Source organism: Sorangium sp. So ce119 (assembly GCF_051524405.1).
Taxonomy (GTDB): Bacteria; Myxococcota_A; Polyangia; order Polyangiales; family Polyangiaceae; genus Sorangium; species Sorangium cellulosum_G.
This window is the reverse complement of the sequence record NZ_CP150311.1, coordinates 857,951-881,359: the sequence shown is the minus strand read 5'-3', so window position 1 is coordinate 881,359 and position 23,409 is coordinate 857,951. Positions and strand designations below refer to the sequence as shown.

The 23,409-nt window shown below is 73.2% G+C and carries 17 protein-coding genes and 1 riboswitch; of the genes, 8 read left to right on the top strand and 9 right to left on the bottom strand.

The features are described 5' to 3' along the window. Positions 1-214 precede the first annotated feature (214 nt). Both WME76_RS47685 and WME76_RS47680 read right to left on the bottom strand, forming a co-directional pair. Complete coding sequence (locus WME76_RS47685; RefSeq protein ID WP_437962869.1) at positions 215-1,402, bottom strand: methylated-DNA--[protein]-cysteine S-methyltransferase; 1,188 nt, start codon at positions 1,400-1,402, stop codon at positions 215-217. Between the two features lie 206 nt (positions 1,403-1,608). Then, complete coding sequence (locus WME76_RS47680) at positions 1,609-2,451, bottom strand: helix-turn-helix domain-containing protein (protein WP_437962868.1); 843 nt, start codon at positions 2,449-2,451, stop codon at positions 1,609-1,611. Between the two features lie 178 nt (positions 2,452-2,629). Here WME76_RS47680 and WME76_RS47675 point away from each other — a divergent pair, with 178 nt between their 5' ends. Continuing rightward, positions 2,630-3,472 carry a hypothetical protein gene (locus WME76_RS47675; RefSeq protein WP_437962867.1) on the top strand — a complete coding sequence of 281 codons (843 nt, stop codon included), beginning with the start codon at positions 2,630-2,632 and terminating at the stop codon, positions 3,470-3,472. 93 nt (positions 3,473-3,565) lie between these two features. Here the strand turns inward: WME76_RS47675 and WME76_RS47670 are convergent, their stop codons facing one another. From WME76_RS47670 to WME76_RS47655, 4 genes are all read right to left on the bottom strand, one after another. Continuing rightward, positions 3,566-4,411: a nucleotide-binding enzyme gene (locus WME76_RS47670; RefSeq protein ID WP_437962866.1), complete on the bottom strand. Its 846-nt coding sequence runs from the start codon at positions 4,409-4,411 to the stop codon at positions 3,566-3,568. Then, entirely contained in the window at positions 4,408-4,815 is a 408-nt protein-coding gene (locus WME76_RS47665; protein ID WP_437962865.1) for a sigma factor-like helix-turn-helix DNA-binding protein, read from the bottom strand. Before WME76_RS47665 ends, WME76_RS47670 begins: the two co-directional genes overlap by 4 nt. Continuing rightward, entirely contained in the window at positions 4,787-5,284 is a 498-nt protein-coding gene (locus WME76_RS47660) for an HD domain-containing protein (RefSeq protein WP_437962864.1), read from the bottom strand. Before WME76_RS47660 ends, WME76_RS47665 begins: the two co-directional genes overlap by 29 nt. 122 nt (positions 5,285-5,406) lie before the next feature. After that, positions 5,407-8,280 carry a DNRLRE domain-containing protein gene (locus WME76_RS47655; protein ID WP_437962863.1) on the bottom strand — a complete coding sequence of 958 codons (2,874 nt, stop codon included), beginning with the start codon at positions 8,278-8,280 and terminating at the stop codon, positions 5,407-5,409. Positions 8,281-8,972: 692 nt separating this feature from the next. Here WME76_RS47655 and WME76_RS47650 point away from each other — a divergent pair. The 4 genes from WME76_RS47650 to WME76_RS47635 all read left to right on the top strand — a co-directional run bounded on the left by WME76_RS47650 (position 8,973) and on the right by WME76_RS47635 (position 13,376). Continuing rightward, entirely contained in the window at positions 8,973-10,901 is a 1,929-nt protein-coding gene (locus WME76_RS47650; RefSeq protein ID WP_437962862.1) for a c-type cytochrome, read from the top strand. Between the two features lie 71 nt (positions 10,902-10,972). Continuing rightward, a complete protein-coding gene (locus tag WME76_RS47645) occupies positions 10,973-11,149 on the top strand; it encodes a hypothetical protein (protein WP_437962861.1) in 177 nt (58 codons plus the stop codon). A 74-nt stretch (positions 11,150-11,223) separates the two neighbouring features. Then, a complete protein-coding gene (locus tag WME76_RS47640) occupies positions 11,224-12,264 on the top strand; it encodes a serine/threonine-protein kinase (RefSeq protein ID WP_437962860.1) in 1,041 nt (346 codons plus the stop codon). Positions 12,265-12,770: 506 nt separating this feature from the next. After that, positions 12,771-13,376, top strand: coding sequence for a hypothetical protein (locus WME76_RS47635; protein WP_437962859.1), 606 nt, complete (start codon positions 12,771-12,773; stop codon positions 13,374-13,376). Between the two features lie 144 nt (positions 13,377-13,520). On the opposite strand, the gene WME76_RS47630 is transcribed toward WME76_RS47635, so the two are convergent. Next, positions 13,521-14,339: a haloacid dehalogenase type II gene (locus WME76_RS47630; protein WP_437962858.1), complete on the bottom strand. Its 819-nt coding sequence runs from the start codon at positions 14,337-14,339 to the stop codon at positions 13,521-13,523. Positions 14,340-14,515: 176 nt separating this feature from the next. Between WME76_RS47630 and WME76_RS47625 the strand changes: the two genes are divergently transcribed. Further along, the gene (locus tag WME76_RS47625; RefSeq protein ID WP_437962857.1) at positions 14,516-15,433 is read left to right on the top strand and encodes a LysR family transcriptional regulator; all 918 of its coding nucleotides are present in this window, start codon (positions 14,516-14,518) and stop codon (positions 15,431-15,433) included. Positions 15,434-15,445: 12 nt separating this feature from the next. Here WME76_RS47625 and WME76_RS47620 read toward each other — a convergent pair whose 3' ends face one another. Beyond that, on the bottom strand, positions 15,446-16,006 hold the full coding sequence (locus WME76_RS47620; protein ID WP_437962856.1) for a hypothetical protein: 561 nt from the start codon (positions 16,004-16,006) through the stop codon (positions 15,446-15,448). 71 nt (positions 16,007-16,077) lie between these two features. Then, positions 16,078-17,964 (bottom strand): translational GTPase TypA, encoded by a 1,887-nt coding sequence (typA, locus tag WME76_RS47615; RefSeq protein WP_433933806.1) that lies wholly within the window; start codon positions 17,962-17,964, stop codon positions 16,078-16,080. A 114-nt stretch (positions 17,965-18,078) separates the two neighbouring features. Next, positions 18,079-18,285: riboswitch (cobalamin riboswitch) on the top strand. 236 nt (positions 18,286-18,521) lie between these two features. On the opposite strand from typA, the gene WME76_RS47610 reads away from it, so the two are divergent. Together WME76_RS47610 and WME76_RS47605 are read left to right on the top strand one after the other, a co-directional pair. Further along, the gene (locus tag WME76_RS47610) at positions 18,522-20,747 is read left to right on the top strand and encodes a TonB-dependent receptor (protein ID WP_437962855.1); all 2,226 of its coding nucleotides are present in this window, start codon (positions 18,522-18,524) and stop codon (positions 20,745-20,747) included. Positions 20,748-20,807: 60 nt separating this feature from the next. Continuing rightward, positions 20,808-23,300 (top strand): ATP-binding protein, encoded by a 2,493-nt coding sequence (locus WME76_RS47605; RefSeq protein ID WP_437962854.1) that lies wholly within the window; start codon positions 20,808-20,810, stop codon positions 23,298-23,300. Positions 23,301-23,409 lie beyond the last annotated feature (109 nt).

The following is a 23,409-nucleotide window of genomic DNA, read 5'->3' as shown; positions in this document are numbered from 1 at the left end:
GCGCCGGCGAGAACTTAACCCCTCGCTCCCACGCCGGCCACCCGTTGCGCGTGATCCCGAAAGCGCGCGCCCGCGGCGTTGATGCGGCACAGCCCGCTGTGGCGCTCTTGCACTCGCCCGCCGTCGGAAAAGGCCCGACAGGCGGTCCCGACGCAGGGCCTCTCCCACGCGGGCGCGCACCCTCGTCCTTTGCGAGGGGCGCGGAGGCGAGGGGTCAGCCGCTCCGCGGCGTATCCACCGCGCGCCACAGGTACCAGCTCGCCACGGTGCGGTAGGGCCTCCAGCGCGCGCCGTGCTGCTCGAGCGCCTTGCGCGCCGGCAGGTCGCCCTGACCGAGCGCGATCGCGAAGCCCTTGCGGATGCCGTAGTCGTCGACGGGCAGCACGTCCGGGCGGCCGAGGCGGAACATGAGGAGCATCTCCACCGTCCACCGGCCGATGCCGCGCACCTGGGTGAGGCGCTCGACGAGCTCCTCGTCCTCCATGCCGCGGGCCTCGGCGAGCGTGGGGAGCTCGCCGTCGGCGGCCCGCCGCGCGAGGTCGCGGAGCGCGAGGAGCTTCGCGCGCGAGAGGCCCGCGCCGCGGAGCTTCTCGTCCGGGGCGCGCAGGATCTGCTCGGGCGTGGGGCCCTCGTGCGCGCGCGGGAAGAGCGCGCGGACGCGCGCGAAGATGGTCGCCGCGGCCTTGCCGGTGAGCTGCTGGTAGACGATCGACTCGGCGAGCGCGCCGAAGAGGCTCGACGTCCGGTCGAGCTGCATGCGGAACGGGCCGACCGCGTCGATGAGGCGCGCCAGCGCCGCGTCGGACGCGCGCACGTGCTCGACCGCGGCGTCCGGATCGAAGCCGAGCGCGCCGCCGCCGCCGTCGTCGGCCTGCGCCGCGCCGCTCGCCTGGGCGCCCTCGATCGCGAGGAGGCGGAGCTTGGTCGTGACGCCGCCGCTCCCGGAGAAGCCGCCGACCTTGCCGCCGGCGGCGAGCACCCGGTGGCACGGCACGACGATCGGGAACGGGTTGCGCCCGAGCGCCTGCCCGACAGCGCGCGCCGAGCCGGGCGCGCCGAGCCGTCCGGCGATGTCGCCGTAGGTCAGCGTGGCGCCCGGCGGGATGGTGCGCGCGACCTCGTAGACGCGGCGGTGGAACGGCGGCACGCGCTCCATGTCGAGCGCGACGGCGGAGAGATCGCTCGCCTCGCCGCGCAGGAGCGCGACGATGGCGTCGAGCGCGCGCTGCACGTCGGGCGGCGGCGGCGCCTCGAGCGCGCCCGGCAAGCGCTGGAGCACGCGCGCGCGCGTCTCGCTGTCGCGCGCCTCCGGGAGCTGCACGAAGGCGACGCCGCGCTCGCCCCAGGCGATACCGCACCGGCCGATCGCCGTGTCGAAGAGCGTGAATCCGTGGGGTGTCATGGTCTGGCGCGAGCGTAGCGCCCGCCGCGATCGGCCTTCTTGGAGATTCTTGCGCTCCGGGAGCGGCGCTCGACCGCGCGGCGCGCGGCGATTGGGATGAGAAATCTGCCGTGGACCAAGGAATGACCTCTGAACGTCTTCCCTGGCGCCCTGGCGGGTTTTCTCCTTCCTCCGTCTGGTCCGACGTGTCTCGTCCGCGTGCTGCCCTAGAGGGCGCGGTCGAGCAGGTCCTGGAAGAGCTTGCGCTCGCCGCGCGCCGCCTGGCGGAAGCCGCGGGGCGAGACGCCGGCCGCGCGGTGGAACGTGCGCACGAAGTTGGAGAGGTCGCCGAACCCGACGTCGAGGGCGATGTCCGTGATCGACCGGGCGCCGTCGGCGAGGAGGCGCGCCGCGCGGCGCAGCCGGGCCCGGACGAGGTACTGGTGCGGGGTCACGCCGAGCACCCGGGCGAAGAGGCGCAGGAAGTGGAACGCGCTGAGGCCGGCCTCCCGCGCGGCGCGCTCGAGATCGAGGGGCTCGTGCGCGTGGGCGTCCACCCAGAGCGCCGCCTCCACCGCCCGGCGGCGGTCGCGCGCCCCGGCCTCCGGCGGGCGCCGCTGCTGCCCGGAGACGACGTCGACGAAGCGGGCCGCGAACAGCATCCCCGCCTCGTCGAGGCCGACGCCGCTCCTGCCCTCGGCCGCCGCCTGCGCGAGCTCGCCGAGCACCATCAGCTCGGGCAGCGGCGGGACGCCGCCGGCCCGCCAGGCGTCGCTCCGGCCGCCGATCGCGTCGACCAGCGTCGGCGCGAGGTGGAACGACAGGCACTCATCGCCGGCGACGTGGTCGTGCGTGCACGTGTATTCGTCGCCGGGGTGGCCGACGAGGAGCGACCCGGCCACGAGCTCGAACGCTTGCCCCCGGACGCGGTAACCGAAGCTGCCCTTGCGCACGTACGAGACGGAGAAGCCGCCGTGCAGCTCGACGAACGCCGCGTCCCCCGGGCCGGCGCTGCACCGGTAGTCGAGCACCGAGATGGAGTCGCGCCGCACGACCGTCGTGACCACCATGCGCCATCGACTCTACCGGGGGCGGCGAGGCGGAGCAACCGGGAGGCGCGCGGGCTCGTCCCTGGCTTCATGAGGGAGAGGCGAGAGGAACCACAGAGGCACAGAGGGCACAGAGGGAGGAGAAGAGAGAGGCTCCGGGGCCTTCCCGGGAGGGTGGCGGATCGAGTACTCGTTCTCCGTGACGCGCCATCACCTCGGCCTCTCCGTGCTGATCTCCTGTCTGGTCCTCGCCGCCTGCAATGCGATCTCGGGTATCGACAGCCTGACCTTCGACGGCGTGGGCGCGGCCGGAGGCGGCGGCGCCCCGCCTGGCCAGGGCGGCGGCGGGTCGGGCGGCGGCGGGTCGGGCGGCGGCGGTGGCGCAGGCGGCGAGGGAGGCGGCGGCGGTGGCGCAGGCGGCGAGGTGGGCGGCGGCGGTGCGGGCGGCGGCGAGTGCGATGGGGAGCCGTGCCCGACGCCGACAGGCGTGGAGGTCGCGGACCAGGGCTACACCGAGCTGCGCGGCCGTGCCGGTACGACGGACCCGGTCATGGACCGATGCCCGGGCAGCCAGGTGATCCTCGGGATTCGAGGGGCCCTGGGGACGCTGGGAGAGTCGTTCATCCATGGCCAGATCCAGGCGCAGTGCGGTCACCTGGAGCTCACCGGAGACGGCTCGTACACGATCTCCACGACCCCCGGCGATTCGACCCCTGTCCAGGGCTCCTTCGGCGCCGAGCCCTGGGAGATCATGTGCCCGGAGAACGAGGTGGTGGTGGGCTTCAGCGGCTGGGCTGGCAGCTATGTGGACCTCCTCTTCATCGCTTGTGCGCCGCTCCTCGTGACGGGACCTCCAGGCGATCTCCGCGTCGAGATCGGGCCCGTCACGTGGCCGGACGGCGTGGGCGGCGACGGGGGCAGCGAGTTCCCGGACACCTTCTGCGGTGCATCCCAGGTCTCCAACCTCCTTCAGACCTTCGTCGTGGGCGGGCCCATCGCCAACTTCGGCCTGGGCTGCACCACGCCCTCGCTCACGTACTGATCCACCGCGTTCGCTCGCGCCGCTCGCGCCGCTCGCGCGCCCGTGGCTCACCGGCGGCGCGCCCGCTCGGAGCGCGCCCGTCCGAGGGCCGCCTCAGGCGGCGCCCTCGAAGCCTGGCAGCGGATCGTAATCCTGGTCGGGGTCGTCCTCCTCGCCGGGCTCGGCGCAGGCCGGCTCGTCCTCGCCCTCTGCGCCCTCATCGGCGTCGTCGAGCAGCCCGTCGAACGGCCCGGGGAGCGGCGCATCCTCGTCGGCCTCGAGCAGCGCCTCCATCCCTTCGACCTCGCCCGTCTCGAGGTAGCGCTCCCAGGCGGCGGGGTGATCCCGGGCGCAGAGCGCCGAGAGCGCAGCGATGCCGAGCCGCACGATGGGCTTGCCGTCGGTGCTGCTGCGAGGCCGCGTCCGCAGCTCGCGCGGGGCGTAGACCGTGAGCTCGAGGGGCGCCACGTCCGCCACGTGGTAGTGGACGTACTCGCGGATCTCGCCGCCCTTCTGGATCGTCACGCGCTCCCGGTCGAAGGTCCAGCCGAGCGCGCGGACGTGCCGCTCCAGCGCCTCCTCGTCGGCCGGGAACACGTGCAGATCGATGTCGCTGCCGCGGCGGATATGGCCGGTCGAGACCGAGCCGATGAGCCGCGGCGAGAACGGCGCGAGCGCGCGCATGGCCTCCAGCGCCACGATGCGCAGCGCGAACAGCCGGCGCGTCCGCCCGCTCCCCTCGGCGCGCTCGGCGAAGAGCAGCAGCGCCTCGCGGATCTCCCCGTTGGACGGCAGGTCCGCGGGGCGGTGGCGCGCCCTTCGTCCCTCCACCTGGCCGAGGATCCGCTTCGCGGCCATCCGCTTGGCCGTGAAATACTGATCCACGCCCTCCTCAGCCATGAGGCGCGCGGCCTCCGCGGCGATGCGGGCCCGCAGCCCGCCGAAGCGCTCGGCGCTCATCGCGGAACCCGCGCCGCGCGCGTCGCCTGGGCCGCCTGCGCCCCCGCAGCGGCGAGCGCCGGCTCGAGGGCCTGTCGCAGCCGGAGCATCGCGCCCCCGATCAGGCGGCCGCCGCGCGGCGCGCCGAACAGGCGCTTCTGCACCACCTGCTGCGCCACCCCGAGGCGGCGCGCGATCTCGCCCTGCGACAGCCCGTCGAAGAAGTAGGCCTCGACGACCTCGCGCTGCTTCGCGGTCAGCGCCGTCTCGACCGCGTCCCGCACCGCGGCGCAGAGCCGCGCCCGCCCCGGCGGCTCGGCCTCGTCGCCCCAGAGCCGGCGATCGTCGCCCCAGCGGTCGACGTCGTCGCAGAGGACCTCCCGGCGGGTCTTGCGGCTACGCGAGCGGCTCCTTTCGCAGATCATGGGTAGGGGCGGGCTCGCCGCCGATCGAGAGCAGGGTCCAGTCCGCGCCGTCGAGCAGGACCTCCACGGCGGCCTCCGGGCGCAGCACGGTCGCCGCGGGCGAGCGGCCGCCGAGGTCCCAGCGCCGCAGCCGGGTGAGGTCGGCGAGGGCCCGCGTGCGCCGGAGCCGCCGCTTCGTCGCGGCGGGCGCGCGCAGCAGGTGGAGGTGGTGCCGCACGAGCCAGACCACCCGCGGACAGACGAGCTCCGCGAGCACGTCGGCCCCCTCCTCGGCGTGGTCGGCGGAAGCGAACGCCTTGCCGACGTCGTGGAGCAGGGCCGCGGCCCAGAGCCCGCGATCCGCGGTCTCGCGGCGGGCCAGGTCGAAGACCTGCAGGGAATGGAAGAGCGCGTCGCCCTCGGGGTGCCAGCGCGGGTCCTGCGGCACGCGATCGAGCGCGAGGAGGAGATCGAGGAGTTCCTGGTGCATCACGGAGAGGGCGGTCGGGCCGCCCGCGGGCTGCGGGCGAGCGGTGCCCTTTCACCCTGGGGCGCGGTCACACCCACCGGAAGGCCGCGCGCCGGGCGAGCGGAAGGATAGCGCGGGCGCGGTCACTCTGCGTAGCAGACCTCGAGGCGCGGGCGGCGCGACGCCGTGGGGTCTTCGCTGGCTCGCCATTGCGTGGAGGCGGTCGCGTCCTCTTCCAGCGCGATCCCGTAGTTCGGGACGCCGTTCACCCAGTCCTCTACCAGGCCCGTGACATCGGCGGTCCGATCGCCGGAGCCATTGCCGGAGATGATCGACGCGAAGCTGAGCGAATCCCAGCTCTGATTGTAGCTGGACCAGCTCACGGTCGTCTCGCCCCAGGGCGCGAGGGCCTCGTGGAGGCGGACGGTGGTCAGCGGCATCTTGTACACCTGATTGATCGTCAAGGTGGCCGAGAAGACCGGCGCGCCTGCGGGGATGAACGAGAGGTCGAACCAGAGCAGCGCAGCGCGGAAGCCTCCGGTTCCGCCGCCGCCGGTGTAGATCGACGAGTACGCCCCGTCCGTGTAGGTCGGCGACCCCGACCAGAGCGTCGCGTCCCAGACCGTGCCGAAGACGCCGCGCTGCACGGTCCTGCACACGGGCGAACCTCCCGAGCCGGCGCCGCCGGCGCCGCCGCCCCCGCCCGACCCCGCGCCGCTCGCGCTCATCGAGCTGCCCATCATGACGCTACCCGTGCTCGCGCTGGTGCTGCTCGCGCTGGTGCTGGACGCGCTGGTGCTGGACGCGCTGGTGCTGCTCGCGCTGGTGCTGGATGCGCTGGTGCTGCTCGCGCTGCTGGTGCTGCTGCTGGTGCTGCTCGCGCTGCTGCTGCTGCTGCTGCTGCTGCTGCTGCTGCTGCTGCTGCTGCTGCTGCTGCTGCTGCTGCTGCTGCCGCCGGGCGGTGCGTAGGTGAGCGTCAACTCCATATCGAAGGACAGGTCGGTCGAGTTGGGAGCCGACTGTTTGACCATCACGGCGATGATGTTGCTGCCGACCACGAACGAGCTCGGGGAGAGCGTCACCGTGGTGAGCTCGTCCTCGCGTGACTCCGCGGCTGCATAGTCCCCGTAGGCCGTGCCCGTCACCCGCTTCGAGGCCACCTGGGCCCCGTTGAGCCACACGAGGATGCCGTCGTCATGGATCAGCTTCAGCGTCGCCTGCGCGACGGGCCCGTCGATCGGGATGATCTTGCGAAAGTAGGCGGTGGGGTACGACGGCGTGGCCTGGTAGAGCGTCGTGCTCTCCCCGCCGTCGCCGTAGCCGAGCTGTCCCCAGCCCCCCTGCCACGAGGAGTCATCGAACGCGAGGCTCCGCCAGGCGGTGCCCCGATCGACGCCCGAATCGTCGTAAACCCAGTAATCGCCGAAGTAGATCGCCGTGCGGGGAGCGCTCTGGATCGCGAAGCCGGCGTTGCTCTCGTCGGAGAGCAGCGCGTCCTCGCCGTCGGAGACGCGCACGAGGGCCCTCGTCGTGTCCACGGAGGGGACCACCCAGTTGTAGCGGCCCGTGTTGGCGACGTTGCTCGCGATCGTGGTCCAGGTCGCGCCGTCGTCGGTCGTGTACTCGATCCGCACCGTGGGGATGTTCCCCGACGTCGCCCAGCGGATCGGGTAGATGCCGCCCGGGGGCAGGCGCTCTCCGCCGTCGGGCGCGGCGACGTCGAGGGCGATTCCCTTCACGATGGCGAAGCGATCGCTGATCACACCATCGTAGCGGATGTTGGACAGCGTGAGCCGGTTGTCCTCGACGTCGAGGAGGCACGAGCCGCTCTGCTGCTCGCTGAAGTACATGAGCGGGTGGCCTCCCGAGCCGCCCACGTAGGTGCCGTGGCCCGCGACGACGTGGACCGCCCCCTCGTGGCTCCCTTTCCCGGGGAACTTCACGTAGGGGCCGTCGCCGAGCGGCTTGCCGTCGTGCCCGTCGATGATGTGCCCGTCCGCCGTGGTCGGCGTGTCGTACGCGCCGTCCACGAGGAACGAGCGCTCGTAGTTGTGCGAATGGCCGGCGAGCACCAGGTCGACCCCGCCCGCATCCAGGATGGGCGCGAGGTTCTCCCGGTGCTCGATGATCAGCCAATCCTCGTCGGAGTCGTGGGTGCCCTTCGTGTACATGGGAAAATGCATGTACGCGACGATCCAGTCCTGGTCCGTGGCGGCGAGATCGGCGGTGAGCCAGGCCGCCATCGCGCCGTTCGAATAACGCGAGGAGCCGTAGCCGTCGAGGACGACGAAGTGGACGTTCGCGTAGTCGTAGGAGTAGTAAGCCTCCGTCCCCGAGGGGACCCCGCCGGCCTGCCCGGCAGCGGGGAGCACGTAGGCCGTGTAGTAAGGACCTGTCTGCGTCGGCGAGTCGGAGCTCAGGCCCTCGTGGTTGCCGAACGTCGGCCACACGACGGTGTTGCGAAGGATCGTGGCGTACTGAGCGAAGAAGCCGTTCGTGAACTCGTCGGTGGTGCCGAAGTTGTAGGCCATGTCCCCCATGTGCAGGAACAGGTTGGGACGGTACGCGCCGACGACGTTCAGCATCGCGTCCCGCGTCGCCCAGGGCGCGCTGCCGCTGTAGCCGGTATCGCCGACGATCCAGGCCCGGAACTTCTTCGGCGTGGTCACGGGCGGCGCGGTCTCGAAGTAGAAGGAGGAGGAGCCGCCGGCCAGCACCGTGCTCGATGTGCCGACGCTGTAATAGTAGCGGGTGTTCGGCGCGAGGCCCTCGATGAGCACCTCGTGCTGGGTCACGATCGCGCCGAGGTCCACCGTCTGCGTCAGGGCCGCCGGATCGGTCCCGTAGCGCACGCGGCTATTTGTGCCCGCGTCGGTCGTCCACACGACGTAAACCGAGCTGGGCGTCAACGACTGTAGATAGGGCTGCCTCACCACCGACTGAGCGGCCGCCTGGCCGGCCCAGGCCATCGTCACCGCGACCGACGCTGCGGCCAGATGTCCGGGGTTAAATTTCATTGTTTCACCCTCCGCGTCTCCTGATTCATCCCGCTTTGCCTCCAGCGAACGCCCGCCACGAGGCGAGCCGAGCGCCTTCCTGGCGCGGTCACGCCGGCGATCGCTTCGCGCATGAGACCTTGCGCGATCAGCGCATCGGACGTGAACGCGCCGCTACCACCTTATCGCAGACACCGATGAGCAATCATCTGAAATCGGAGAGCTCCGCCCCGGCGGCGGCACCTCCGGTCTCTGCACGACGCGGGAGGGAAGTCGGGGCGTGTCGAGAGCACGATGCGATTCCGTCGTACCTGTCGAGCGGACGTGACGCGCTCGAGCGCGCAATCTGGTCATCCGGTCATCCGGTCATCCGGTCATCCGGTCATCCGGCGCCGACGATCGTGCGCCCGTGGGCCCTGCGCCCTGTTGCGTCGGCGTGCGTTCGCCCGGAGGATGCGCTCTCGGGGCTTTGCCGCGGGGTTGCCTCGAGCGGCAGCGGCAGGTCCACCTTGCACAGGCTTCTTGCTCCTTGTGAGGCGATCAAGCGACCCGCAGCGCGCCACGGCGCGAGCACATTCTGGAGGACCTCAAACCATTGTCGTCGAGCAAAGAGGGCGCGGCACAACCGCGGGAAGCTACCATGAAACATGTTTCGATTGGTTGAGGGAAATGTGTCACTTCGATTGCTCGTTCTCCGTGCGGAGCCTTGGCGCATGACGGCGGCGGCCCGCGCGGCCACGGTGGTGGCCGCCGTCGCCGCCGTCCTGCTCGTCGGCGAGCGACAAGCGCTGGCGGACGTGGGGGAGCCGGCCGAGGTCGAGGCGCGCCGGCTCATTCACATGCTCGGCTATGTCGCCATGGACTATGGCGGCTGCGTGGCGAACGGCGCCGTCACGAGCACCATCGAGTACGAGGAGCAGCTGGCGCTGCTCGGCGAGGCGATCCACATCGCCAACCGCATCCAGCCGTCCGCGCTGGAAAGCGGGGCGGGCGACCTCGCGCAGGGCATCGCCGGCGTGCGCGCGCTCGTCGAGGCAAAGGTCTCTGCGGATCAGGTGGCCGTGTCGGCCAGGGCCGCGCGCGACAGGGTCGCCGCCGGCTTCCGGCTGGCGGAGGCGCCGCTTTCGCGGCCCGACGCGGAGCGCGGCGCGGCCCTCTACCAGGAGAACTGCGCCATCTGCCATGGCCCGACCGGGCACGCCGATACGCCGCGCGCGGCGAGCCTGGTCCCGCACCCGGCGAACTTCCACGATGCGGTCATCGCCGAGCAGCTCGCGCCGGTGGGCGTCGAGTCCGCCGTTCGATTCGGCGTCAATGGTACGGCCATGGTGCCGTTCACCTTTCTCTCCGCCCGCGACCGCTGGGACCTCGCCTTCCACGTCGCCGCCCTCCACCACCCGCAGCCCGGCGCCGCCCCGCAGCCGCCCGATCGGCCGGACTACTCCGTGGTCGAGCTCGCGGTCCGCTCCGACGCGGACCTCCGCGTCGAGCTCTCGGCGCGCGGGATCCCCGCCGAGCGGCACGGGGCGCTCCTCGCGGAGCTCCGGCGGCGCGTCGCCTACGGTCCCGAGGCTGCGTCGCGCCCCCTCTCCATCGCGCGCGCCGCGCTCGACCGGGGGCGCGCCGCGCTGCGCGAGGGCCGGACCGTCGACGCGCGCGACGCGCTCGACACGGCCCAGCTCGACGGCATCGACGTGGCGGAGGCGAGCGTCTCCACCGTGAAGGAGGCGCTCGCGAACGAGCTCGGCGACGGCGTCTTCGCCCTGAGAGCGGCGCTCTCGGCCGGCGCGACAACGGAGGAGCTGGACGCCGGTACGGCGACGCTCCTGCGCGACGCGACCTATGCCGAGGTGGCGCTCGCGCGATCGGGGCGCGCGCCGGATCGGCGCGTCGCCGGGGTCTCGTGCCGCCTGATGCTGCGCGAGCTCGCCGCGGCGGCGCTCTTCCTGGCCGCGCTCGCCGCCGGCGCGTCGTCCCGGAGCAGGCGTGTCGTCCACGTCGCGTCGGGCGCGGCGCTGCTGCTCGCGCTCGCCGCGTGGGGCGCGGCGGCGCTGCGGCACGTGGCCGGCTTCTGGCGAACGCTCGCGGCAGGCGCGACGACCTCGCTCGCGGTCGCGGCAGTCGCCGGCGCGGCGGTGCTCGCCTGGCGACGCGGCGCGCGGCAGGCGCGCTCGCCCGCTCCGTCGCGGGACGACCGAGCGTTCGTGTTCGCGACCGCGCTGCTGGCCGGCTTTGGCGCGGCGTTCTCGGGGTTCGGGGCGGCGCTCGGGGTGTCCCTCTCCGTCGCGCCGCCCGCCGTCGCCGGTGTCCTGGTCGCGCTCGCGCTGCTCGTCGTCGGCGCGGCGCTGGTCACCCGCGTGAGCCGGACGGCCGCGCTCCGGCGGGCGGCCTTCCCCGGTTGGCTCGCCTGCCTGCTCTGCGTGCCGCTCGCCGGCCGCGGTGTGGCCGCCTTCCAGCTCTGCGGGCTGTTGCCGGTCCACGGGCTGCCCCTCCCTCGCTTCGCCGCGCTGGGGATCTACCCCGCGGTGGAGACGTGCCTCGCCCAGGCGGCGCTGCTCGGGCTCGCGCTCGCCGGCGCCGCCCGCGGCCGCCGCTCCCCCGGCGGCTCCGACGCCCAGGGGGTTGCCGCTCGAGCTGGCTGATGGCGCCCCGCTCGCGGCTCTCCGGGCCTCGCGAGCACCTCCAGCGCGGTCGTCCCGACGAGGAGACGACGGTGGTCGCGGACGTGCTGCGCGACGTCGACGTCTCCCTCGCCGGCTGCGAGCGCGCGGAAGCGATTGCGGTCGATTGCAGAAGCGACCGAGGAAATGACGCTGGAAACCCTTGCGTCAACGATCGCCTCGCCTGCTTCAAACGGCGGATGGCGGACGGCCGACAGCGGATGGACTGACCCTTGACATGGAACCGTCGCGGCTGTCTGCTTGTCGGTGCGCTCTTGCTTTCGCATCGCCACGGGGGGTCGGCATGCATCTCGGATCTACCATCGCGGATCGCTTCGTGATCGAGCGGCTCGCCCGGCGCGGAGGAATGGGCGCGGTCTATCGCGGCCTCGACCGGCGCACGGGGCAGCCCGTCGCGATCAAGATCCTGGACGAGCCCTGGGACGCGAGCCTCGCGCGGTTCGCCCCCGATGCGCTGATCCTCGCGCGGCTCGACCACCCGCGCCTCGTGCGCCATGTGGCCGAGGGGGTGCTCCCTTCAGGCGAGCCCTACCTGGTCATGGAATGGCTCGACGGTGAGGACCTCGCGTCGAGGCTCGCGGGAGGTCGGATGCGCGCGCAGGACAGCGTGGCGCTCGCCCTGTCCATCGCCGAGGCGCTGGGCGCGCTGCACGAGCGCGGGATCGTCCACCGCGACCTCAAGCCGAGCAACATCTTCCTCGTCGGAGGCCGCATCGATCGGATCAAGATCCTCGATCTCGGCGTCGTCCACGCCGAGGCGCTCACGCGCCTCACGGCCACGGGGACGCCGCTCGGCACGGTCGCGTACATGGCGCCCGAGCAGGCGCTCGGCGCGAAGGAGATGGACGCGCGCGCGGACGTGTTCGCGCTCGGCTGCGTGCTCTTCCAGTGCCTGACGGGCGGGCCCCCGTTCGCGGCCGCCACCATGGCGGCCGTCCTGACGAAGATCCTGTTCGAGGTGCCGCCGCGCCTGCGCGACAGGCTGCCCGGCGCGCCGCCCGCGCTCGACGCGCTGCTCGCGCGCATGCTCTCGAAATATCCCGGCGATCGGCCGCGCAACGGGCTCACCGCCGCCGCCATGCTGCGGGCGCTCGGCGATGTGCGCGTCCCCGACGTCGGGCTCCGGAAGCCAGAGGCGATGAGCGGAGCGCCGACGCTGGCCAGGACGACGGCGGTGGAGCGCTCCCCCGCGCTCACACAGCAGGCGCAGCGGGGCGCGGCGGTGAGCCAGAACGGCGCCCCCGTGGACGCCAGGGGGAGCCAGCCGCTCGTCGACGCGGCGCTCGAGCGCGAGGCCGCCGTGCACGGCGGAGCGCTCAAGTGAGCAGGCGAGACTGACCAGGTACGCCGCCGTGCTTTCCGGCGTCACGCGGAGTGTCTCGCATCGGCGCTCTGAATCTGATTCTTGAGAATCGCGGGGCGCCACCCGCAAGGACCAGACTCACGTCAAAAGAGCTGATGGCGTGCAGTTCGGCCTGGCCATCTCACCCGTATCGTGGATATAGGTGTCTGGCGGGAGCGAGCAGTCGTGGACAGGCTATCGCAGGTAAATCGCCGGGCGGTCTGCCATGAACACGCACCCCCCCTCGGGCCGATTGTCCCATTCGGCCCGAGGGTTCTTTCGAGCGCGAGAGCGCGCGCCGAGCATGCGCCCTCCGCCGTGCCCGGGGAATCCGCCGAGCTCGCCGCCGGCGGGCGCGGCGCGAGGTGCTCCAGCGAGAGGTCGCGCGGATCGGGGAGACCTGCGGGGAGCCGAGCGACCGCGGCGAGCGCGCGCGAGCGCCTGCGGCCAGGGCGCATGATCGGCTGGAGATGCGTTACGCTCGCCCCATGACGAGCTCGCCTTCATCACCTGTCCCTGCGATCCTGCGGACCTCACGGCGCGACCGGCGGCGTCCCCTCGGCGAGGCGCTCGCGCGCGCGGCTTCCATCCTCGGCCTGTGCGCGCTGCCCATGTGCGATTCCCTCGACAACATCGACGTGGAGGTCGGCGGCAGGGCGGTCGTCCCGGCGGGGACGATCCTCGACGACGTCCTCGGCGTGCTCGACTTCGATGCTTTTCAGAGCATCGATCTCTCGGCGGAGTTCGAGAACCAGGGTGTCACCAAGGACGACGTGGACTCGGTGCAGATCCTGGCGTTCACGCTGCGCGTCGAGAGCCCGGAGAGCGGGAGCTTCGATTTTCTGCGCTCCGCGTCGTTCTTCGTCGAGACGGAGGGGCAGCCGCGGGTGCTCATCGCGAAGCTCGACGAGGTGCCGCGCGGCGCGCGCGAGCTGTCGATGGATGTGGTCGAGGGCGTGGATCTCAAGCCCTACGTGGTGGCGCCGAGCATGAAGATCACGAGCGAGGCCCGCGTGAGCGGTCGTCCCGACGAGGAGACGACGGTGGTCGCGGACGTGCTGCTCGACGTCGACGTCTCGCTCCCCGGCTGCTAGCCGGGCCCAACCGGTCCTCCTGCCGAGCGGCCTGGTCCTCGCCACGGACGGCGCGGTCGCCGCGGATCGCAGCGTGGTCGCGCCGGCGAGCAGGCCGGCGACAGCCCTGATGCATGCTGCCTTTCGCATCAGCCCCGCCACGCTTCAATCAGGGAGGGTGGCTGTCACGAGCTCGACCAGGTCGGCCAGGCTCGCTCCCGTGGCGTCGGCGGTCACGCCGAGCTCCTCGGCCGGCAGGCCCAGGCGGTTGACCCAGAACGTCGGATAGCCGAACCACCGGGCGCCCGCGGCGTCCCAGCCGGCGAACGGCACGAACAGGATCTCCTCGCGTTCGTGGCCCAATGCGTCGAGCGCCATCCGGTACGCGCGGGGATCCGGCTTGTACGTCCTCGCCCGATCGGTGCTGAGCACGTGCTCGAACAGGCCTCCCAGGCCGGCGCTCTCGATGGCAGCGTCGAGCATCCGCGGCGTGAAGTTCGACAGGAACGCGAGCCGGACGCCCGCGGCCTTCAACGACCTCAGCGCCGGCGCCGCGTCCGGCCACGCCCTGAGATCGAGATAGGCCCCGAGGAGCCGCGCCCGCTTCTCCTCGCCGAGGTCGAGCTCCAGCAGCCGCTCGGCGAACACCAGCGCATCCCCGGTCACCTGCCAGAAATCCGCGTACTTCCCCGACGCGACCCGGAGCCACGTGTACTCGAATTGACGGGTGCGCCAGGCCTCGCTCAGCAGAGCGCCGTTGCCCGGGGAGAGCTCCTCCGCGAGCGCGGCGATCGGCCGCGGGTCGAGGACCGCAAAGGCGTCGAAGGCGATGGCCCTGATCTTCGAGGGCGACGCCGGCGGCGGCCGCGCCGGCCCGCCCTCCGCGGCGCACGAGGTGGTCATGGCCAGCGGGGCCGAGCCCAGGAGGCCTGTTGCGGTGACCCCGGCGACGAGGTCGAGAAACTCACGGCGACGTGAAAGCATGCGGGCCTCGATCGGGTGATTGGAATTGAACATTTCGAGAGCGCTGGAGCGCGAGAGCACGCGCCGAGCATGCACGCCCCGCCGTTGCCCGGGGATCCGCCATCGCCGTATACTCGCCATGCATCCTTGCATGACGTGGAGCGCTCTCCGGCAGCAGCGCCCCGCGCGCCGGAGCCATGCTCGACTGGGACGACCTGCGCTACTTCCTCGCCGTCGCGCGGCACGGCACCCTCTCCGCCGCCGCGCGCGCGCTGAAGGTCACGCAGCCGACCGTGGGGCGGCGCATCGACGCGTTCGAGCGGCGCCTCGCGGCAAAGCTCTTTCTGCGCTCGCCGTCCGGATTCGCGCTCTCGGCCGCGGGCGAGAGCGTGCTCGGGCACGCCGAGCGCATGGAGCAGGGCGCCCTCGCCGCCGAGCTCGCCGCCGGCGGGCGCGACGCGGGCCTGAGAGGCCACCTGCGCGTCACGGCGTCCGAGTGGCTCGCCGTGCGCGTCCTCGGGCCGCTGCTCGTCCCGTTCCTCGCGCGGCACCCCGCCATCTCCGTCGACCTCGTCGCGGACGCGCGCTGGCTGAGCCTCCCGCGGCGGGAAGCGGACATCGCCCTCCGCCCCGCGCCGTTCGAGCACCACGAGGTGTTCCAGCGCGAGGTCGCGCGGATCGGGTTCGGCCTCTACGCGTCGGAGACCTACCTCGCCGAGCGCGGCCCGCCGGACTTCGACCGGCAGTGCGAGGGCCACGCCCTCGTCACGATGAGCGACGATCCGCCGGCCGTCGCCGACCTGCCGTGGCTCAGCGCCGTCGCCGGGAAGGCCCGCGTCGCCGCCAGGACCAACGGCCGCGAGGCCCAGGCGACGATGGGCGCCGCCGGCGTCGGGCTCGTCTGCCTGCCGCGCTACCTGGGCGACGCGACGCCGGGCCTGCGCCTCCTCTCGCCGCCCTCACCGCCGCCCGAGCGCGCGCTGTGGCTCGGGGTGCACCGGGACGCGCGCGCGGCGCCGCGCGTGAAGGCGCTCGTCGCGTTCGTCGTCGACGCGCTCGCCCCGCTGCGGCGCGCCCTCCGGCCCGAGCCGCGCCCGCGGCCGATCATCAGGTGACGAGCGTCCGGGCTACGGGGCGCCGTCGAGCTGACACGCCCGGTGGTCCTTGAAGGCCTCCGAGCAGACGTCCTTGAACGACGTCTCGCACGTGGACGCGCTGGAGCCGAGGCACTCGAAGAGCGGATCGAGCCAGCGCGCGATCTGCTCGCAGGACGTCATCGACGAGATCTGGATGCCGGCGCTCATGCAGTCGAAGTACGGCGCCGTCAGCGCGTTGCACGGGCGCGGCGCGGTGATCAGCTCCGCGCAGGCGTCGCGGCAGCCGTTCGACGGGCACGCGCGGTCGAACAGCGCGCAGAAGGCGCCGCACGAGGCCATCTGCGCCTCGACCGGATCGGCGCCGCCGGCGCTCGACGACTGCGGGCCCGCGACCGCGGTGGTCGTCACCGGGCCCGCGCCCGCGCTCGACGGGGCGGCCGGGCCCGACGCGGCGCCCGCCGTCGCGCTGGCGCCCCCGGACCCCTCGTCGCCCCCGGGGGACCCGTCGACGACGACGCCCCCGCCGCACGCGCCCGCCCCCGCGAGCGCGACGAGCGAAGCCAGGCCGGCCGAAAGCAGCGTCGTTCTCATGCCGCGAGTCTACACCGGCCCGGGCAGCGCCGGGGCGCGCGCCGCGTCGATCACGCCGCGCGCGCCGCCGATCACTCCACGGCCTGCGACTGCTCGATCGCGTCCTCGCGGCGCTCGCGGCGGTTGCACGCGAGCACCTTCTTGCGGACGCGCACCGCGTCGGGCGTGACCTCGACCAGCTCGTCGCCGTCGATCCACTCCATCGCCGTCTCGATCGTGAGCAGCCGCGGGCTCGCCAGGAGGACGTTCTCGTCCTTGCCGTGGTTGCGCACGTTGGACAGCTTCTTCTCCTTGATCACGTTGACGTCGGTGTCGTTCGGCCGGTTGTGCTCGCCGATGATCATCCCCTCGTAGACCTCGACGCCGGGGACGATGAAGAACATCCCGCGCGGCTGCAGGTGGTGCAGCGCGTACGGGGTCGCCACGCCGGCGCGATCGGCGACGATGGCCCCCGTCGGGCGGCGCATCATCGGGCCGCCCCAGGGCGCCCAGCCGTCGAACATCGTGTTGAGCAGGCCGGTGCCGCGCGTCGCGGTCAGGAACTCGCCGCGGAAGCCGATGAGCCCGCGCGACGGGACCCGGAACTCGAGGCGGGCGCGCCCGAAGCCGGGGTTCGTCATCTTCACCATCCGGCCGCGCCGGCCGCTGAGGCGCTCGGTCACGATGCCGACGTAGGTGTCCGGCACGTCGACGACCACGAGCTCGATCGGCTCCATCACCTCGCCGTTGATCTCGCGCGTCACCACCTCGGGGTTCGAGAGCTGCATCTCGTACCCCTCGCGCCGCATCGTCTCGACCAGGATCGCGAGCTGGAGCTCGCCGCGGCCGAGCACCACGAACGTGTCCGGCACCTCGGTCGGCTCCACCCGGATCGCGAGGTTCTTCATCGCCTCGCGCTCGAGCCGCTCCTTCAGGTGGCGGCTCGTCAGGTACTTCGACTGCTTGCTCTTGCCGGCGAACGTCGACGTGTTCACGCCGATCTTCATCTTGATCGTCGGCTCCTCGACCACGATCCGCGGCAGCGCCTCGGGCTGCCCGAGATCCGCGATCGTGTCGCCGATCGTGACCGAATCGAGCCCCGCGATCGCGACCACCTCGCCCGCGACGGCGCTCTCGACCGGGACGCGCTTCAGCCCCTCGTAGGCGTAGAGCATCTTCACGTAGCCGCGCGACTGCCCGCCCTCGCCGAGCAGCGCGACGTCAGCGCCGGACCGGGCCGTGCCGCGGACCACGCGGCCGACCGCGAGCCGGCCCACGTAGTCGTCGTGCGTGGTGTTGCAGACGATGACCTGGAGCGGCCCGTCGGGGTCGCCCGAGGGGCCGGGGACGCGCTCGAGGATGGTCTCGAAGAGCGGCTGGAGGTCCGTGGCCTCGTGCTCGAGCTCGCGCTTCGCCTGGCCGAACTTCGCCACGGCGTAGAGCGTCGCGAAGTCCTGCTGCGGGTCGCTCGCCTCGAGGTCGCAGAAGAGGTCGAACACCTCGGAGAGCACCTCGTGGGCGCGCGCGTCGCTGCGGTCGATCTTGTTGATGACGACGATGACCGGGAAGCCGCGCTGGAGGCACTTCGAGAGCACGAACCGCGTCTGCGGCAGCGGGCCCTCGGCGGCGTCGACGAGGAGCAGCGCCCCGTCGGCCATCATCAGCGTGCGCTCGACCTCGCCGCCGAAGTCGGAGTGGCCGGGCGTGTCGACGATGTTGATCTTGACCCCGCGGTACCGGATGCTGGTGTTCTTCGCGAGGATGGTGATGCCGCGCTCTCGCTCGAGGTCGTTCGAGTCCATGACCCGCTCGGCCACGACCTCGTTCTCTCGGAAGGCGCCGGACTGGCGGAGCATGTGATCGACGAGGGTCGTCTTCCCGTGGTCGACGTGGGCGACGATGGCGATGTTGCGGAGATCGTTACGCGGCATATACGGCGGCGGCCGTGTAGCACGCGACCCACGGAGGAGCGAGCCCATCCTCGCCAGAGCCCGAACGTCCGGCCCGCGCGGCAGACGTCGCGCGCAGGGCGCGCGAGGCAGGGTTAGCGAGCGGGGTGAGCGGGAGCGTTGACAGCCGAAGCCGCGCCGCAATAGGGTGCGCGCCGCGTTGGTGCCTGGGCCCTTGCCCAGGCTGAATAGGGAACCCGGTGAGATTCCGGGGCTGCCCCGCAGCGGTAAGCGAGAACGACCTCCACGACGAGCACTGGCCCGAGAGGGCTGGGAAGCGGTGGACAGTAGGAAGTCGGCAAGGCCGAGACGCTCGCAAGCCCGAAGACCTGCCATCGCCCGGCGATAGAGAGACATCTGGCGCCGGTTTGGCCTGGGAGCCTCGAGGGAGGCGGAGAGGTCCGAGCCGCCGCAGCCGTCCGCGCGCGTCCCGGAGTCCGACCCGCCCCCCGCGCGACCTCCCGTTCGCCCGCGGGGGCGAGAGGTCGGCCCGGCGCGGTGTGCGACGGACAGGCCTCTTCTCCTCGCGGTGCTCGGCGCGAGCGGCCCGGAGCCGCCCTGCGCGCCGCCACCGAAGGAGGACGCGCATGCCGCGCGCGACGATCACGAAGCGGAACGGACGCTGCTTTTCACGACACCTGCTCGCCGCGCTCTCCACCTCGCTCGCCGCCGCGCCGCTCGCGCGCGCCGAGGGCGAGGTCCCCGAGGCGCCCGCGGTCGCCGACGCGGCCGCGGTCGCCGAGGCGGCCACGGGCGCGTCCCCCGACGGCGACGCGGGGACGCCCACGGACGGCGGCGGGCCGATCGAGGTCACCGTCCACGCGGAGAGGCCGGGGAGCGAGGCCGCCTCGCGCGTCTCCGTCGGGCACCGCGAGCTCGAGCTCAGGCCGAGGCTGCGGCCGGGCGACATCGTCGAGGCGGTCCCGGGGCTCTTCGCCGTGCAGCACGCCGGCGGCGGCAAGGCGAACCAGTACTTCCTCCGCGGGTTCGACGCGGACCACGGGACGGACGTCGCCTTCTTCGTCGACGGCGTCCCCGTCAACATGGTCAGCCACGGCCACGGGCACGGGTTCACCGACCTCTACTTCGTGATCCCGGAGCTCGTGACGGGGCTCGACGGCGCCAAGGGGCCTTATACAGCGAGCATCGGCGATTTCGGCACCGCGGGCGCCGTCAACCTCCGCTTCGCCGAGAAGCTCGACGAGAGCCACGCGCAGCTCAGCGTGGGGCAGTACGGGATCCGGCGCGGCCTCGTGATCGCCTCGCCGGATCTCGGCGACGCCTGGCGCGCGGTGGCGGCGGCGGAGGTCTACCGGAACGACGGGCCGTTCCTCAGCCCCGAGCGGCTCGAGCGCTTCAACGTGGTCCTGAAGGCGACGCACGATCTCAGCCCGACCGGGAAGATCCAGATGACGTGGATGTCCTACGGGTCGACCTGGCACGGCTCCGGTCAGGTCCCCGCGCGGGCCGTGTGCGGCGAGGGCGAGCAGGGCCACCCGGGCCCGCCGCCGCCCGCGTCCGAGCCGCCGTGCATCGATCACTTCGGCTCGGTCGACCCGACCGAGGGCGGCGCGACCGAGCGGCACATGGCCTCCCTCGCGTACACGACGGCGTGGCGGGACGCCGACCTGAGCGCGATGGCGTACCTCGTTCGCTACCGCTTCACGCTGTACTCGAACTTCACGTTCTTCAGCGAGGACCCCGTCCACGGCGATCAGATCGAGCAGAACGACGACCGCGTCGTCGGCGGCGCCGATCTCCGGCTGCGCCGGAGCTTCGAGTACCGCGGGGCGAAGCTCACGACGTCGCTCGGCGCGCAGATCCGCGCCGACGCGATCGACAAGTCGCTCCACCACGACGAGGCGCGCGAGCGGATCGAGGAGCGGGGCAGGGCCCACGTCGACGAGGGCCAGATCGGCGTCTATGTCGAGGAGGACGCCCGGATCCGGCGCTGGCTCCGCTTCGTGGCGGGGCTGCGCGGGCAGTGGATCGACGTCAACGTGGACGATCGGCGCGAGGATCTCGGCGCGACAGGGAGCCGGTCGAGCGGCTTCCGGGCACAGATGCAGCTCTTCCCGAAGCTCACGGCGATCGTCTCCCCGGTCGATGGCCTCGATCTGTTCGCGCACTACGGGCGGGGCTTCCACTCGAACGACGCCCAGGGCGTGGTGCTGGGCGAGGGCGGGGCGACGCTCATCACCCCCGCGACGGGCTACGAGCTCGGCGCGAGGGCCACGCCGCTGCGCGGCCTGACGCTGAGCGCGGCGGGGTTCCTCCTCGATCTCGACTCCGAGCTGGTCTGGAGCGGGGACGCCGGCGTCACCGAGCCGTCGGCGCAGACGCGGCGCTACGGCCTCGAGATCGGCGCGCGCTACCGGCTCGGGAGCTGGCTCTTCGCCGACGTCGACGCGACCTTCACGCGCGCGCGGTTCCGCGCGAACGCGGGCAACGGGAGCGCGGTGGCCCTCGCGCCGACGCGGACGCTGACCGCGGGTGTCGGCGTCCGCCCGACGTTCGGCGCGTTCACGCCGTTCGCCGCGCTCCGGGTCAAGTCGATCGGCGCGCGGCCCGCGACCGAGGACGAGTCGCTGACCGCCGAGGGGTTCACGGTGATCGACGCCAACGCGGGGCTGCGGTGGAGGGACGTCGAGGTGGCCGTGGACGTCCAGAACCTCCTCGACGCGACGTGGCGCGAGGTCCAGTTCGCGAGCGAGTCGCGCCTGCCGCACGAGCCGGCCGCGGTCACCGGGATCCACTACTCGCCGGGGTGGCCGTTCACGGCGATCGGGCGGGCGACGCTGTACTGGCGGTGAGCGGCGCGGCGCCGCGCCCGTTGCGAAGGCGCCGGCCCTGGGCTTCCATGCCGCCCGCCCGTGTCCTCGCCCCCGCTCTCCCTGCTCCGCACGCCCCGCGCCCGCGCGGAGCTCGTCGCGAACGGCTGGGAGCTGTTCTCCGCGCTCCTGTTCCTCTCGGCGGTCGTCCCCGCGGCCCTCACGACGCCGTGGCCGGCCATCCTCCTGCTCGCCTCGATGGCCCTCTCGGCCGCCCTCTCGGGCGCGCTCGTCCGGCGCGGCGACCGCGGCTTCGCCATCGCGGCGGCGATCCGGACCCTCTCCTGGCCGCTCGCCGTCCTGCCGCTCGCCGGCCGGGGCGCCCCCGCCGCGCCCCCCTCCTCGTGGCCCAGCCCGCTCGGGATCGGCCAGGCGACCCCGCCCGCGTGGCTCGGCCTCCTCGTCACCGCGGTCGCCTTCGGCGTCATGGCCGGCGGCATGCGCCGCGCCATCTACCGCGCCGTGCTCCGCGCCGACGCGGCCGACGGCGGCGCCTCCGAGGCCGCCTCCGCGCGCGCGCTCGCCGCGGCGCTCCGCCCGCGGCTCGCGGAGTCGGCCACGGCCGCCGGCATCGTCGGCGGGCACGTGATGCTGCTCTTCGCCGTCGCGTTCCTCCGCACCCAGAGCCAGGTCGTCTTCCAGGCGTGGTTCGAGGTCGTCCCGCTCCTCGCGCTCTCCGGCACCCTCGGCTTCACGCTCGCCGTGCGCCCCGCCACGCGCGCGATCGTCGCCGCCCTCGAGGCCGGCCCCTCCGGCGACAGCGCGCTGCTCGCCCGCGGCCTCGCCCGCGCCGAGCGGCTCCCCGACGTGCTCGCGTACCTCAACTTCGCGCTGTGGCTCGCGTGCACCGCGATCGGCGTCGCCTACGTGCGCCCCGGCGCCGCCTTCACCCTCGCCGACGGGCTCATGCAGCTCGGCTTCGGCGCGCTCTTCGGCTTCGGCGTCTCGTTCTACCAGCGCGCGTGGCACAAGGACTCGGTCGCGCGGGCCGTCGACCTGCTGCGCGCGTGGACGGGCGCGCAGGAGGGCGACGACGCGCTGCGCGGCGCGGCGCCCATGCCCCTCCGGCGGCGCATGCTCCGCGACTTCGGGCTGCCGCTCCTGTTCACGGGGCTCCTCTCGCTCTTCTCGTCGATCGGCCTCTACCGCGCGCTCGCGACCGGCTCGTCCTTCAACGAGGACTTCAACGCCGTCACCGCGCTCTTCGCGTCGTTCTCCCTCCTCGTGCTCGCCGCCCTCGGCGTCGTCGCGCGGGCGGCGCGCGAGCTCTCCCGGCCCATGGCGCAGCTCGCCCGCGCCGCCGACGAGGTCGCCCGCGGCGAGCTCGACGCTGTCGTGCCGGAGCTGTCCGGGCCGCGGGAGGTCGTCGGCCTCGGCGAGAGCGTCGAGCGCATGCGCCAGGCGCTGTCCCGCACCATCGCCGAGCTCGAGCGCGAGCGCGCCGGCCTCGAGGAGAACGTCGCCGCGCGCACCGCCGAGCTGACGCGCGCGCTCACCGAGCTCCGCCGGGCGCAGGCCGCGCTCATCCAGGGCGAGCGGCTCGCCTCGATCGGCGAGCTCGTCGCCGGCGTCGCGCACGAGATCTACAACCCCCTGAACGCCATCGCCGGCGCCGCCCAGCCGATCGAGGAGCGCGCCGCCGAGCTGCGCGCCGTCCTCGACGCCTACCGAGCGGCCGAGCACGAGCTCCCGGAGGACCGCCGCCGCGCGCTCGCGGCGCTCCGCGAGCGGCTCCAGGCCGAGGCGGCGCTCGACGACCTCGTCGGCATCTCGACCCTAGTCCACCGGGCGGTCGAGCGCAGCGTCCGCATCGTCACCAACCTGAAGAGCTTCTCGCGCGTCTCGGGCGAAGCGCTGCCCGTCGACCTGCACGCCGGGCTCGAGGAGACGCTGCTGCTGCTCGGCCCGCGGCTCCGCCAGGCGCGCATCGAGGTGATCCGGCGCTACGGCGAGCTGCCGCCCGTCACCTGCCGGAGCGGCGAGATCAACCAGGTGTTCATGAACCTCCTCGTGAACGCCATCCAGGCGCTGGAGGACGCGAGCGCCGCCGCGCCCTCCTCGCCGGGCGCCGCCCGACCGGACGCCGCGCCGTCCACCCCCGCCTCGCCGATGAGCGCCGCCTCGGCCGGCGGGGGACCGGGCGCGGGCGGGGCGGCCCCGCGCGCGCCCCGCGCGCCGGCGATCTGCGTCGAGACCTGGATCGACGAGGACATGGCGGCGGTCGCGATCGTCGACAGCGGCCCCGGCGTGCCGCCCGACCTCGCGCAGCGCATCTTCGATCCGTTCTTCACCACGAAGCCGCGAGGGCAGGGGACCGGCCTCGGGCTCTCGATCTCGACGGACATCGTCCGTCGGCACGGCGGCACCCTCACCCTCGCGCCCTCGCCGGCGGACGGCGGCCGCGGCGGAGATCCGCGCCGCGGCGCGCTGGCCGGGGCGCGCTTCGTCTGTCGCCTGCCCCTCGATCCTCGCCCGGGCAGCGCCCGCCCGCAAGCCGACGCGCCCCCGGCCGCGCGCCCCTCCGCGGACGCTTGAATGCGCGCGCAAGCGGCGCCGATCTCCCACCCCGCCCCCACGCGGAGCGCGCGCGAGATTCATCTCCACCCGATCGCGGGCCCGTAGACCGGCTGTTTCAAACCGGATA

Bases quoted from the DNA above. Each gene is read 5' to 3' on its own strand.
- WME76_RS47655 (WP_437962863.1), bottom strand. From the start codon at position 8,280: ATGAAATTTAACCCCGGACATCTGGCCGCAGCGTCGGTCGCGGTGACG.
- WME76_RS47625 (WP_437962857.1), top strand. From the start codon at position 14,516: ATGCTCGACTGGGACGACCTGCGCTACTTCCTCGCCGTCGCGCGGCAC.
- WME76_RS47640 (WP_437962860.1), top strand. From the start codon at position 11,224: ATGCATCTCGGATCTACCATCGCGGATCGCTTCGTGATCGAGCGGCTC.
- WME76_RS47660 (WP_437962864.1), bottom strand. From the start codon at position 5,284: ATGCACCAGGAACTCCTCGATCTCCTCCTCGCGCTCGATCGCGTGCCG.
- WME76_RS47635 (WP_437962859.1), top strand. From the start codon at position 12,771: ATGACGAGCTCGCCTTCATCACCTGTCCCTGCGATCCTGCGGACCTCA.
- WME76_RS47630 (WP_437962858.1), bottom strand. From the start codon at position 14,339: ATGCTTTCACGTCGCCGTGAGTTTCTCGACCTCGTCGCCGGGGTCACC.
- typA (WP_433933806.1), bottom strand. From the start codon at position 17,964: ATGGGCTCGCTCCTCCGTGGGTCGCGTGCTACACGGCCGCCGCCGTAT.
- WME76_RS47610 (WP_437962855.1), top strand. From the start codon at position 18,522: ATGCCGCGCGCGACGATCACGAAGCGGAACGGACGCTGCTTTTCACGA.
- WME76_RS47685 (WP_437962869.1), bottom strand. From the start codon at position 1,402: ATGACACCCCACGGATTCACGCTCTTCGACACGGCGATCGGCCGGTGC.
- WME76_RS47650 (WP_437962862.1), top strand. From the start codon at position 8,973: ATGACGGCGGCGGCCCGCGCGGCCACGGTGGTGGCCGCCGTCGCCGCC.
- WME76_RS47620 (WP_437962856.1), bottom strand. From the start codon at position 16,006: ATGAGAACGACGCTGCTTTCGGCCGGCCTGGCTTCGCTCGTCGCGCTC.
- WME76_RS47665 (WP_437962865.1), bottom strand. From the start codon at position 4,815: ATGATCTGCGAAAGGAGCCGCTCGCGTAGCCGCAAGACCCGCCGGGAG.
- WME76_RS47670 (WP_437962866.1), bottom strand. From the start codon at position 4,411: ATGAGCGCCGAGCGCTTCGGCGGGCTGCGGGCCCGCATCGCCGCGGAG.
- WME76_RS47680 (WP_437962868.1), bottom strand. From the start codon at position 2,451: ATGGTGGTCACGACGGTCGTGCGGCGCGACTCCATCTCGGTGCTCGAC.